The following is a 13,349-nucleotide window of genomic DNA, read 5'->3' as shown; positions in this document are numbered from 1 at the left end:
AAGCCATCTATATGTCAAGAACAAATCCACTGTTAAAGTGGATACAAAAAAAGAATAACCTTTGCCTGTAGAGTCAAAGGTTATTCTTTCCACCAAATTTTTTATTTAATTGATTGCAAAACCCAATAGCCTTTAACTAGACCGATACGCTCCACATTGCCAAACACATCAATCATTCTCTGGTTGGCACTCGGTGCGCCCTGTTTCTTTTGAATCACAATAATCAGCACACCTTTGTCGGCCAAATGCTCATAGGCATCTGAAATGATCTGATGCACGACTTTTTTGCCCGCACGAATCGGCGGATTAGAAATCACGGCACCAAACGCCTGCTCTTTTACCTGTTCATATATGGAAGAAAGATAAATATCAACATTTTCGATCTTGTTTTTCTCAGCATTCTTCCTGGCAAGATTGATTGCTCGTTCATTGACATCCACCATCTGAACGGTCAATTCTGGATAGGCTTTAGCCAGCGACAAGCCTACCGGTCCATATCCGCAACCCATGTCCAATACTTTTTCATTCGGAAAAACAGCGGGATCGATGGCTTCGATCAAGACTTGTGACCCGAAATCGACGCGGTCTTTGGAAAAAACACCTGAATCTGTATATAATTTTAATTTGATACCTTTTAAATCCACTTCAAAACTCTTTTCATTCTCTTTTGCGCTCGGCTTAGAAGTGTAATAGTGATCAGTCATTTTATAAAGCCTCTTTCCCTTAGAACTCTTCTCTAACAGTATACTATGCTAAGGGCTGTATCACAACGGATGTTCACTTGATATCTAGTACTTGCTCGAGACTTACTCCTCTTCCGTTTCTTGTTTTGGTAACAACTGGTTGAGGACGATCCCTACGATAGCACTGAGAGCTGTTCCTGACAAGGTCATAAAGCCTGCGATGTCAAACACTGCGCCGCCCAAGCCAATCACCAACATCGAACTTGCAATAACCAGATTTCTGGACTGATTGAAGTCTACTTTATCTTCGATCATGACTTTCAGTCCGTTACTTGCGATGACTCCATATAACAGGATAGACATCCCACCAAGGACCGCACCTGGGATGGTTGAAATGAGTGCCGTAAACTTGCCCATAAAACTTAAAGTAATGGCAATAAAGGCCGCGTTTCTAATGACTGAAACAGACGCTATGCGCGTCATACCGATGACGCCTGTATTTTCTCCGTAAGTTGTATTGGCCGGTCCGCCGAAAAAGGCTGACACAGCTGTTGCTGCGCCGTCACCGATCAACGTGCGTTTCAAACCGGGTTCTTTTAAAAACTCTCTGTCACAGATTTTTCCTAAAACCGTGTGATCACCAATATGTTCAGCCACAGTGACTAACACGATAGGCAGGATCGCCCAAGATTCCGGTCCGAAGTAAAACGAATAATTATTGAAGGTGTTGGTTTCAAAGGGGAGATACAATTCTGGCAAAGCAAACCACCGTGCTTCTGCTACTGCGGTAAAATCGACAATACCCAAAAGTATCGCCAAAATGTACCCGCCGACTATGCCTATCAAGAAAGGGATGATTTTCATAAATCCTTTGGCGGAAGTATTAATAAATGCTGTGATCAAAAAGGTCGAAACGGCAACTAGAATCGTGCGCCAGTCGGAATCCATGACGAAGCCTGCGCTTTGGACAGCATTGCTGGCTAAGCCTAACCCGATAACCATGATCATTGGTCCAATAACTATCGGAGGCAAAATGGTATCCACCCAAGCCGTTCCGGCGAATCGTACGATCCCGGCAATAACAATATAAAGCAGCCCGGCCATGATGACGCCCGTCTGTGCGGCGCTGATGTCACCGCCCATTTGCTCTATCGCTATTTGCATCGCGGCAATATAGGCAAATGACGAACCGAGATAAACTGGCACTTTCGCTTTTGTTGCGATCTGATAAATGATCGTGCCGACTCCACTCGCTAATAGCGCAACGGAGACAGGCATATTGAGTAGCACAGGGACGAGTATCGTTGCCCCGAACATTGCAAACACGTGCTGTAGACTTAAAAACAACCCTGTAAAGAGAGTCGGTTTATCCTCCACGTCTAATATTAATGGTCGTTGTATAACTGCCATACTTAATCATCCCTCTTCCTTATTTTTGGGCATAAAAAAATGCCCTTTTCATTGTGCAAAAGGACCTTTAGGTAAGATGGATGCTAATTCCGTTTCAGAATAACTGTCTTCACGCAATTAACACGTGCAGCATACTCCTAGACATTTTAGCTTATAAAATTTTTCCATCCTTTTCTATCTCTCTGAATAGAATTAAAGGAATTTTGCTTTCTTCTATTTTACCAAGTGTCTATCATTAATGCAAGACTAATTTCGCTTCCCCTTTATTGTTTTCTTGAATAGGCTTTACTTTAATGAGAATGTGCTAGTATACTAAATGTAATATATCACTAGGAAGAGGTCTACTTTAAATGAATACCCCCTCAAAGAGTTTGAAGCACTGGCTGGTTTTAGCTGTAAGCTGCCTGATGTTCGCAAGTGCCATCGGATTGACAATGAACGTGATCGGCGTTTTTTACACACCTGTTTCTGAAGATTTAGAAGTTTACCGAGGAACCTTTGCCATGCACGCCACGTTGTCGTCCATTTCTCTGGCAGTTATCTCTTTATTTTTCGCCCCGCTTATTTATCGCTTTGGCTGGAAGAAAATATTAACCACTGGTGTTGCCCTCGCTTCTTTATCTACCATCGCAATGGCTTTCACTAATCAGATATGGGTATTTTACATACTTGGTACGATTCGAGGGATTGGAGCCGGTCTTTATGCGATGGTCCCCCTGTCTCTCATTATTAATAACTGGTTTGAAAAGAAAAGAGGATTGGCAATGAGCCTCTCTTTTAGTTTCAGCGGCATCGCGGGTGCTGTCTTCTCACCCATATTCACCACATTAATCAGTTCATTTGGCTGGGAGAATGCTTTCATCGCTATGGGACTGCTCATGATAGTGTTGGCTTTACCCGCTATACTTTTCCCCTACTCTCTGGATCCCAAAGACGAAGGGCTTCTTCCTTATGGTCATGACGATTCAAAGGATGCAGCGGAACGTCTGATTAAAAAACCGAACTGGCTCAATTTTTCTTACACTAATATAGCCTTTATACTTATTTTTGTGATTGCATTTACCCACACATCAATAGCAGGGATTTCACAGCACTTACCCGGTTTTGCAGAATCAAACTTTCTGTCTGAACAAATTGGTGGTGTGTTGTTATCTGCTGTCATGATCGGAAATATCACCTTTAAACTTATCTTCGGTTCATTGAGCGACTATTTAGGAATCATTAGATCCAGCGTCCTCACGCTGATTCTTAATGCAGCAAGCATCGTCATGCTTCTGACACTGACCAATATCTATCTTCTGATATTCGCAGCCTTTCTATTTGGTACCGTCTTTACGATTCCTTCAGTCGCTTTACCGCTCTTAACGACAGAATTTTTTGGAGAAGAGTTATACGTCAGAATTTACCCCATCCTTTCGTTTTCAGCGGGGATTGGCGCCGCTTTATCCATGACTCTAGTTGGCTATGCGTATGACTTTACAGGTTCATATACCTTGGCTTTCACTGTGGCTCTTGTCTTCCACATGATAAACATCCCCTTACTTTTCGTGGCACAAAGACACGCTTTAAAACGAGCTTAACACCTTTAAAGCGAATCGCTTCAAAGGCGTTGTCATGCGTTCAATTGCTGATCTGCTAATATCCGATCCTATTGATCGTACCAAATACAAAAGGTCATTCTCTGATTACAGGAGAATGACCTTTTGTATTTGGGATCAAAATTCGAGACTACACCAAATTGTTCTGCTGTAACCACCGCTTAATTAGTTGTCCCTGTAACCTATGCTCTGTTTTTTAATGAAATTGAGATAAAATAATCAGTTGACTTTTGCAAGGTATTTATTCACCTCTTTGACAAATCCAGAGTCACAGGCGATTCTTAATTCGTCTCCAGCTAGAAAGACTGTATCTCTGTGGGGCATAAATTCATGATGATGACGTTTGATCCTGAGCACTTTGGAATTATAAGGCAGCGTCAGGTTACTTAACAGAGCCCCATCTAAATAACTATCCGGTTCTATAAAAATATCAATGTTCGATAGTTTACCTTCGAAGACAGTAGGAATGCGTGAAGTCTTGTTTTCTAGCGTCACTTCATCTAGAGGCTCGAGACCAATGATATCCGCCACGATATAGGCAGTTAAACAAACTACTGCAATAGGCATCATCTGAGATATCGATTCTGTAATTTCGGTAATTAATATAATAGCCGTTAAAGGCGCTTTAGAAATCGAAGTGAAAAAACCGCCCATCGCATAAATGATGAAGCTTCTAAGATAGAAATCATCCAGGCCGGTTGCGTCCAAGACCATGTTTCCAAATATCGCTCCTAGTATCGCTCCCATTGATAGCATCGGTATTAAAACCCCCGCAGGAATACCGGATCCAAAAGCTATGTTAAATGTCAGAAATCTGAACAGAAGAATAGCCAGTAATACGGTTGTCGCTGTTCTACCCGAAGCCAATGTCGTAATGATACCTGTACCTCCGCCTAACATATCCTCCCAAAATAATCCGGTTGGAATAACAATAAGGAAGGGTATGAACCCATACAAATATTTAGGAATGGGTAACTTGGCATATATTTTTGGCATCTGAAAAAGAGCTTTCTGGAATACCCAGCCGGCAAGCGCGAGGCTCGCACCCAAAGCTACCAGATAAAAATAATGCTCCAACGGAAACACATTCATTCGCCCTAACGATAATGCGGGTTCAACTCCAAAAATATGAAACGCCACGTAATTGGCAGTGACCGAAGCTGAGAAAACCGACAGAATCAGAATTGTTGAAAATCGGTGGTGGACTTCTTCTAATATGATAACTAACCCTGATAGCGGGGCGTTAAACGCCGCAGATAAACCCGCTGCCGCACCCGCGGATATAAATATGTTCTCCTGGGATTTATTTCCTTTGAAGACTTTATTTAACCCTTGTCCAACTACTCCTCCGATTTGAATGGAGGGGCCCTCTCTTCCGACGGGGAGACCCATGCCAAGAACCAACGTACTCGCAATAAATTTTTTCCATAAAATCGAAAACCAATCGAGTTTAAGGGTACCCTGCAGTTGCCCTTTTAATTCTGACACACCATTCCCTTGTATATCAGGTTCATCTCTTCCTATCAAGATAACGATAAAGGCAATTACTAAAGCGAGAATAACCCAAACGATTATCCAATCTGGGTTATCACGTAAAAAGGAATAGATATATGGCATAAAATCTAGAATTCGATAAACGGCCCATCGGAAAGCACTCACGACTATTCCGGCAACTGCCCCTACAAGGATACCTTTCAGAACATAAGCGATTTTGGACCAATCAATAAATTTAAAATGAGACAGTAAAAAATTTTTGATCATAGTGCTGCTCCTTACTATTATTTTTTATATCATTTGATTTGCTACGTGGATTCATTGTTTTATATACTTTATCAGAAAAATTATTCAGAGTATGTATTATTGATTTTTCAAGTTCCTAACTCCCTGACATTAAGAGAAAAAACACTCTCAGAAATGCTTACTGTTTACATTCAAGATATTTATTCTAAGAGGATTCCTGACTATTTTTATAAAATCTAGTATAACATAATATTCATTTGATGATACGATCTCCGATAAGAAAACAAACGTTATCTTAAATATCGCCATTTATGATCCTCCTCAGCCAAATCAGGGCTGTTCAAATCCCGAATAGAGCAATTGATGAGCCTTATTGCTGTAAACAACAGGATTTCCAAAAAAAGAATCATACATCAGAATTCCCCACATCCTTTCGTTTTCAGCCGGAATAGGCGCGAATTTAACCATGATTCTGGCTGGCTACGCTTAATACTTTACAAGTTCAGGTTTATTTGCCTTGGTCTTTACCATTGCACTTGGGTAAACATCCCCTTACTCTTTGTGGCACAAAACTTTACTTAAAAGGATGTTGAAAAAGTCGGTAAGCCTCCATTCCAAGGTTTACCGACTTTTTCTTTTATTCGTTTTTCTGTTTCTTGATCGCTTCAAAATTACTAGATTTATACTCCCTAATAAAATTCTTCTCCCTCACCAGAAAACAAATAGGATTTGTGATGGTAACACATAGACATTATCAATCCTATTCCCATCATATTTCCTAAGAGCGATGATCCCCCTTGAGAAACAAAAGGGAACGGAATACCTGTCATTGGGAGCAGCCCAATATTCATCCCTATATCTTCAAAAACGTGAAATACGATCCTCATGATAACTCCTGTGGCTATGTACGCATAAAATTCGTTTTTTGTGTCATAAACCACTCTGACCATGTGATAAATCTACACGAAATACACAAATCAAGGCTTTCTTGTCACTACTCACTTTGATTTTCCACTGAGCTTGCCGAAGTCAGGCCTTCTTAGCACTACTCACTTTGATTTTCCACTGAGCTTGCCGAAGTTAGGCCTTCTTGGCACCACTCGCTTGGATTTTCCGCTGAGCTTGCCGAAGTTAGGCTTACTTAGCACCACTCGCTTGGATTTTCCACTGAGCTTGCCGAAGTTAGGCTTACTTAGCACCACTCACTTTGATTTTCCGCTGAGCTTGCCGAAGTTAGGCCTTCTTAGCACTACTCACTTTGATTTTCCACTGAGCTTGCCGAAGTTAGGCCTTCTTGGCACCACTCGCCAGGATTTTCCGCTGAGCTTGCCGAAGTTAGGCCTTCTTAGCACCACTCGCTTGGATTTTCCACTGAGCTTGCCGAAGTTAGGCCTTCTTAGCACCACTCGCTTGGATTTTCCGCTGAGCTTGCCGAACTAGGGTCTTGTTAGCACACTCATTAGGTTTTTCTTCGGAAGTATATAATCCCCCCATTTTCGACACACCTTTAAGTATGAAATTGATAATCTGCTCTTTGAAGAATGATCACTCTACAAAAAAAGACCTGGACATTATGTCCCGGCCTTTTTTCGTCGATCGATATTTATTTATGTAGCTGACTGACCATTTCTTGCTTGAGAGATGACAGCATCGATGACGATGACTACACCAAGCAGAACAGAGACCGATTTCTCATCATGAATGATTATTTCATATGCGTCTCCCCATGACAGCCACTTTTTATTGATGTCTGCGATCACTTTGTTACCTTCTTTGATGACATAGTCGTGGGCCATTACCGAACCTTCAATATGCCAGTCCGGTCCTAAGATCGTATAGTTATTCTTGAAGAGCTCAAAGTCTTTTTTTACCGTTGCGACTTGCTGTCCGTCTTGGTACAGATCATACTCCGGAAAGAAGCGCCATAATTTTTGCTCAATATACAGTTGCTCTTCATTCTGCTGATCAAACAACCGCAACTTCTTCGCAAAGGTAAGCATCTCTCCTTCAACGTAATACACATCACGTTCCACGTCGTCTTTGATTGTGAAACGGTCTTTAAATGACCAGACTTTTTGCTTAATATATAAACGCATACGTTCCTCCTAGAGTTGAGATTGTGCTCGTTGATAGTTGACCCGAGCTGAGACATTCGCTACCAAACCCAATGAAACAGATAACACCATCAAACTTGATCCTCCGTAACTGACGAAGGGAAAGGTCACACCGGTGATAGGCATCAAGCCAACGACACCCATGAGATTAATGAGCGATTGAATAAGAAACATGGATGCGATACCGATACTCAATAATGAGTTGAATGCACTCTTTGACCGGATGCCTGTCAAGATCATCCGAGAGACCATCAAAGCAAAAATCAAAAAAAGAACGGTAATACCGAGCAAGCCAAATTCTTCTCCGATGATAGAAACGATGAAGTCTGTGTAAGGAAACGGTAGATAACCGGTCTTTTGGACGCTATCGCCAAAGCCTACACCAAGCAAGCCTCCACGACTTAAAGCATAGTAAGAATTAACAAGTTGCAACCCTGCGCCTTCAGCTAGCTGAAACGGATCCCAGAATCCCAAGAAGCGATTGTATCGATACTCATCAAGAAAGAAAAGGTCTGTACCAAACTTCCTTATGAGTTGAGTCAGCCCAAAGAGGCTTCCCACGCCAAACAAGCCGAAGCTTATTCCTAATTTAGGAGACACCCCACTGGCAAAAATCATAACGGCACTTATGATAACGATAATAAAAGAGGACCCCGTATCTGGTTGAATGTATATGAACAACACGATTAAAGCTACCAGGAAAACAGGTGCAACCACCGCACGATAAAAGTCTTCAGAAATTTTCTTTTGTTTTTTAGATAAGATATAAGCTAGATACCAGATAACCATAAATTTAGTGAATTCAGCCGGCTGGATATTAAAAAACGGTGTTTCGATCCACCTTTTCGCTCCATATATCTCTCTGCCAAATAGCAGAAGAAAAAATAACGAGACCGCAGTGAGTATGATCCCAAAAATAACAACCTTCTTCTGTTTCAATATCTGCAAAGGTAAAAACAGCGAGACAGTAAAAAGGAAATATGACATGCCTACAAAAACAGCTTGTCTGGGTAAATAATGGTGTGGGTTACCATAATCATTTAACGCGCTGTAACTGCTCGCACTATAGACCATGATGATACTGAACAGCGTCAGAGCAATATAAGGTAACACTAAATATTTATCAACATACTTTATTCTATTCTTTAACATAAAGCCACTCCTTTTCTACGCATCTTATGATGTTCCCGGATGAAAGTCTTCTCCTTCGCCCGAAAAGAAGTAAGATTTATGATGGTAACGCATGGACATGATCAAGCCTATACCCATCATATTTCCAAGTAGAGATGAGCCCCCTTGAGAAACAAACGGTAAAGGAATACCTGTTATCGGCAGCAACCCAATATTCATTCCAACGTTTTCCAGCACGTGAAAAGCGATCATCATAATTACTCCAGTGGCAATATAAGCATAAAATTCATTTCTCGTGTCGTAGACCACTTTGATCATATGATACACGAGGACAAAGTAAATGAAAATAAGAAATGATCCACCTGCGAATCCAAAGTTTTCAGCAATGGTCGTAAAGATCATATCTGATTCTCGAACCGGGACATAAACCTCACTCACTCCAAATCCTTTACCAAATACGCCCCCTGAACCAATAGACTTGAACGCCTGCGTCACTTGATAGGTCGCATCTGTTGAGCCCTGATGTGGGTTCAACCAAGTATCGATCCGTGCAAATTGATAAGGTTTAAATAAACCAGTGGCGAGTAATAGGTCACGGTTATAGGTGGCTAACACAATAAGTGTCAGCCCTATTGTAGAAATAATCAGGAAAATGGGTAACAATATTTGCCATTTAATTCCTGAAAGCAGCACAACACCCACGAGGATCGCCATATAAACCAATCCCGTTCCTAAATCATTTTGCATAAAAACTAAAATGAGCGGCAATGAGGAATATAAAGCCAATTTCCCCATCAAGAGAAAATCACTGGAATAGTCTCTCGCTTTATACGTACTGTTGTGTTTGGTCACTGTTTTAGCCAGCATCAGAATAAAAGGGATCTTGACAAATTCCGAAGGTTGAAGAGTGCCCAATGGACCAATACGGACCCAGGATTTCCCACCCGTTCTCATTGCCATGTTTCGATCATAAAGTATGAGTGTCAAAACTAGGGCGACAATCCCTAAGATATATATATAACTCGTCATCTTCCATAATTGCTCCGAATCAAACTGCATGATTACAAGTACGGCTATTGTTCCTAATCCGTACCACAGGATTTGGCGTAGCGTCATACTTAACGGGTCACCTTGAATCATCACTGTCGTAGAATATATTGAAACTATGCTTATGATAGCTAAAAGCATTACGGATAAAATTATCCCATAATCAATACGGTGAGGATATTTGTCGACATTCATTTTTTTCTCCTTTTCTTTGTGCACGTAAATTCTGGTAAGCATTAAGATAAAGCCTATTCAATGACACATTCTATCAGATATTCAGTCCGATTCCTACTTAATAACGAAATTGACACAAAAGTGTAGAACAAAAAAACCCCTTCGCTATAAAGATACTCCTTACAGCAAAGGGATTCAATGTGTTTTAGTTAAATGAAATTATTTAACTTCTACAGAAGCGCCAGCTTCTTCTAATTTAGCTTTCATTTCTTCTGCTTCGTCTTTAGAAATGTTTTCTTTAATTGCTGCAGGTGCGCCATCTACTAATGCTTTAGCTTCTTTCAAGCCTAAACCAGTAACTTCACGAACTGCTTTGATAACTTTAATTTTTGCTGAACCTACACTTGTTAATTCAACAGTAAATTCTGTTTGTTCTTCTTCTGCTGCTGCTGCTCCTGCTGCTGCAACGGGTGCTGCTGCTTCAACGCCAAATTCTTCTTCAATTGCACTTACTAAGTCGTTTAATTCTACGACAGTTGACTCTTTCAAGTCAGCAATGATCTTTTCAATATCTAATGCCATTTTTGTTTTCCTCCATTTATAGTTTAAGTTAGTTTTTTTAACCAGCTATACAAAAGCATAGCTGTAAATTAAGCGAATAGACTGCTTTATGCAGCTTCTTCTTCTTCTTTTTTCTCTGCAACAGCTTTGATTGCCAAGGCTGTGTTTCGAATAGGTGCTTGAAGTACAGATAATAGCATAGAAAGTAGTCCGTCTCGACTTGGTAGTTTAGCAATTTTGTTGATTTGTTCAACACTTGCCACTTTACCTTCCAATACGCCACCTTTAATTTCTAAAGCTTCTGCAGTTTTAGCGAATTCTGCAATAATTTTTGCAGGGGCTACTACTTCTTCGTTACTGAACGCTACAGCTGTGGGTCCTTTAAAGATATCCACTAATTCTGATAATTCAGCTGCTTCTGCAGCACGACGAAGCATAGTATTTTTCAATACACGCATTTCAATTCCTGATTCACGTAATTGTTTACGTAATTCAGTCACTTGTTCCACTGTTAAACCACGATAGTCAAAAACTATGACAGCTTCAGCATCTTGAAATTTCTTCGTAATATCATTGACGATTTCTTCTTTTTTTGCAATGACATTTGCTTTACTCATTGATATTTCACCTCCTGATCGATTGAAATGAGGATTTGATTTTACTTACGTTCCAGAAGGAATTTATCGTATAAAAAAACCCCATGTCACCGTAGACATAGAGGGATCATAGTTGATTAATGTAATCACATGTGTCCTCGGTATGATATTAAGGCCTAAGCCACATACTGTCTTCGGTATTATCCGGTAATAGTAATCCATTACCTTCATTTACAAATACATATTTAATTTATTTCTTTGACCTGCATAAGTATAGCAAGCTATTGTATGCAGGTCAAGAGAAATTAAATTATTTTTACTTGAGAACTGTACTCTGGTCTACTTTTACGCCAGGACCAAACGTACTTGCTATTGCCATGTTTTTAATGTAAACACCTTTAGAACTTGCAGGTTTTGCTTTTACAATAACGTCATGCAACGCAACTAAGTTTTCTTGTAATTTTTCAAGATCAAATGACACTTTACCGATTGGTACATGTATATTTGATTGACGGTCGACACGGTATGTGACTTGACCAGCTTTGATGTCATTAACAGCTTTCGCTACATCTGGTGTAACTGTTCCTGTTTTAGGGTTCGGCATTAAACCTTTAGGTCCTAATACACGACCTAATTTTCCTACCTCAGCCATCATATCTGGAGCTGCTACAACAACGTCAAAGTCTAACCATCCACCTTGAACTTTTTCTACTAGGTCGCTGTCGCCAACGAAATCTGCGCCTGCTTCTTCAGCAGCTTTAGCAGCGTCGCCTTTTGCGAAAACAATAACCGTTTGAGTTTTACCTGTTCCGTGTGGTAATACCATTGCGCCACGGATTTGTTGATCCGCTTGTTTTGGATCTACACCTAATCTGTAAGCCACTTCAACACTAGCGTCGAAATTAGAGTAGTCAAGTTCTTTAACTAATTTTAATGCTTCAATTGCATCATATTTATTTTCTCTGTCTACTTTTTCCAAAGCAGCTAAGAATTTTTTGCTTTTTTTCGCCATAATTTTTTCCTCCTTATTGTGGTGTTAACGGTTTGACCTCCCACTTGATCTCCGCACTGAACGTATTGACTTAACTAATACCTTCTATTCCATTTAAAGCGAGCTCTAAATGATTGGATGCGGAGCCAGCAAGCAATGAGATTGTCTAATTAACCTTCGACAGTGAATCCCATACTGCGTGCTGTACCTTCAACCATGCGCATTGCTGCTTCTACACTAGCTGCGTTTAGGTCTTCCATTTTTGTTTCAGCAATTTCTCTAACTTGATCGCTTGTAACAGATCCCACTTTTTTAGTGTTTGGTTCGCCAGAACCAGACTCAACGCCAGCTGCTTTTTTCAATAATACTGCTGCAGGTGGAGTTTTAGTGATAAATGTGAATGAACGATCTTCATAAACAGAAATAACAACAGGAATGATCATACCTGCTTGGTCAGCTGTACGAGCGTTAAACTCTTTACAGAATCCCATAATGTTTACTTGAGCTTGTCCTAATGCCGGACCTACTGGGGGTGCTGGATTAGCTTTCCCTGCGGGTATTTGTAATTTTACGATCTTGACTACTTTTTTTGCCACGAGACATACCTCCTTGATTTTGTGTCCGTGAGTGGTTAAATGAGGTTTCAATTTTCCTCTCCCACTATGTTTCTACTCTTTTACACTAAAGAAGTGTATAAAGCGCACTGACAAATATTACCATACTTCAGTAGATTACGCAATATCTGCTTAATCTATTTTTGAGATTTGATTGTAATCCAGTTCGGCGTTCGTTTCTCTACCAAACATTTCAATCGATGCTTTGATTTTACCTTTTTCAGTTTCGAGCGCAGTCACATTTCCTTCCATGCCAGCAAACGCGCCTTCGTTGATCTTGATACGTTCTCCAATTTCAAGGTCCATTTCCACTTTGCGCGGATTAATACCCATACTACGGAGAATTTGATCCATCTCTTCAGGTAATAAAGGTGCAGGTTTGCTCCCCGCGCCGTGCGAGCCTACGAATCCTGTTACTCCAGGCGTATTCCTCACAATATACCATGCTTCATCTGACATGATCATTTCAACTAACACATAACCAGGAAATGTTTTTTCCATTTCCGTTTTTGTTTTGCCGTCTTTTTCTTCGGTTTTTTCTTCTTCAGGTATCAACACTTGCAGGATATTATGTTCCATCTTCATACTCTGTGCTCGAGATTCCAAGTTCTGTTTCACTTTGTTTTCATAACCTGAATACGCTTGTAACACATACCACGCTTTTGAGGTTTCTAATTCTTCCATGTTAGA

The 13,349-nt window shown here is 40.5% G+C and carries 12 protein-coding genes, 1 pseudogene and 1 other annotated feature; of the genes and pseudogenes, 1 reads left to right on the top strand and 12 read right to left on the bottom strand.

From position 1 onward, the window contains the following. Positions 1-101: 101 nt before the first annotated feature. Entirely contained in the window at positions 102-704 is a 603-nt protein-coding gene (locus ACO1PF_RS06615) for a class I SAM-dependent methyltransferase (protein WP_423188293.1), read from the bottom strand. Positions 705-806: 102 nt separating this feature from the next. Next, entirely contained in the window at positions 807-2,093 is a 1,287-nt protein-coding gene (locus ACO1PF_RS06610; protein WP_423188292.1) for a uracil-xanthine permease family protein, read from the bottom strand. A 350-nt stretch (positions 2,094-2,443) separates the two neighbouring features. Between ACO1PF_RS06610 and ACO1PF_RS06605 the strand changes: the two genes are divergently transcribed. Continuing rightward, complete coding sequence (locus tag ACO1PF_RS06605) at positions 2,444-3,673, top strand: MFS transporter (RefSeq protein ID WP_423188291.1); 1,230 nt, start codon at positions 2,444-2,446, stop codon at positions 3,671-3,673. A 237-nt stretch (positions 3,674-3,910) separates the two neighbouring features. Here ACO1PF_RS06605 and ACO1PF_RS06600 read toward each other — a convergent pair whose 3' ends face one another. The 10 genes and pseudogenes from ACO1PF_RS06600 to nusG form a co-directional block, all read right to left on the bottom strand. After that, positions 3,911-5,452 (bottom strand): ClC family H(+)/Cl(-) exchange transporter, encoded by a 1,542-nt coding sequence (locus ACO1PF_RS06600; RefSeq protein WP_423188290.1) that lies wholly within the window; start codon positions 5,450-5,452, stop codon positions 3,911-3,913. Between the two features lie 668 nt (positions 5,453-6,120). Beyond that, positions 6,121-6,390: pseudogene (locus ACO1PF_RS06595) on the bottom strand (FtsW/RodA/SpoVE family cell cycle protein); the annotation flags it as partial. A 648-nt stretch (positions 6,391-7,038) separates the two neighbouring features. Then, positions 7,039-7,527, bottom strand: coding sequence for an LURP-one-related/scramblase family protein (locus ACO1PF_RS06590; RefSeq protein WP_423188289.1), 489 nt, complete (start codon positions 7,525-7,527; stop codon positions 7,039-7,041). A gap of 9 nt (positions 7,528-7,536) precedes the next feature. Next, positions 7,537-8,697 (bottom strand): FtsW/RodA/SpoVE family cell cycle protein, encoded by a 1,161-nt coding sequence (locus tag ACO1PF_RS06585; protein WP_423188288.1) that lies wholly within the window; start codon positions 8,695-8,697, stop codon positions 7,537-7,539. A gap of 24 nt (positions 8,698-8,721) precedes the next feature. Further along, positions 8,722-9,918, bottom strand: a complete 1,197-nt coding sequence (locus tag ACO1PF_RS06580) for an FtsW/RodA/SpoVE family cell cycle protein (protein ID WP_423188287.1) — start codon at positions 9,916-9,918, stop codon at positions 8,722-8,724. A 198-nt stretch (positions 9,919-10,116) separates the two neighbouring features. Continuing rightward, positions 10,117-10,479 (bottom strand): 50S ribosomal protein L7/L12, encoded by a 363-nt coding sequence (gene rplL / locus ACO1PF_RS06575; RefSeq protein WP_423188286.1) that lies wholly within the window; start codon positions 10,477-10,479, stop codon positions 10,117-10,119. Positions 10,480-10,565: 86 nt separating this feature from the next. Then, on the bottom strand, positions 10,566-11,075 hold the full coding sequence (gene rplJ / locus ACO1PF_RS06570) for a 50S ribosomal protein L10 (protein ID WP_423188285.1): 510 nt from the start codon (positions 11,073-11,075) through the stop codon (positions 10,566-10,568). A 63-nt stretch (positions 11,076-11,138) separates the two neighbouring features. Beyond that, positions 11,139-11,270 (bottom strand) — a sequence feature (ribosomal protein L10 leader region). Between the two features lie 100 nt (positions 11,271-11,370). Next, positions 11,371-12,066, bottom strand: a complete 696-nt coding sequence (rplA, locus tag ACO1PF_RS06565) for a 50S ribosomal protein L1 (protein WP_423188284.1) — start codon at positions 12,064-12,066, stop codon at positions 11,371-11,373. A gap of 149 nt (positions 12,067-12,215) precedes the next feature. Continuing rightward, positions 12,216-12,641 (bottom strand): 50S ribosomal protein L11, encoded by a 426-nt coding sequence (gene rplK, locus ACO1PF_RS06560; protein ID WP_071849255.1) that lies wholly within the window; start codon positions 12,639-12,641, stop codon positions 12,216-12,218. Between the two features lie 150 nt (positions 12,642-12,791). Next, a complete protein-coding gene (gene nusG, locus ACO1PF_RS06555) occupies positions 12,792-13,343 on the bottom strand; it encodes a transcription termination/antitermination protein NusG (RefSeq protein WP_423190516.1) in 552 nt (183 codons plus the stop codon). Between the last annotated feature and the right edge of the window lie 6 nt (positions 13,344-13,349).

Source organism: Alkalibacterium sp. f15 (genome assembly GCF_049389645.1).
In the GTDB taxonomy this organism is placed as follows: domain Bacteria; phylum Bacillota; class Bacilli; order Lactobacillales; family Carnobacteriaceae_A; genus Alkalibacterium.
The sequence above is the reverse complement of the archived record's forward strand: the minus strand, read 5'-3'. Positions and strand labels throughout refer to the sequence as shown.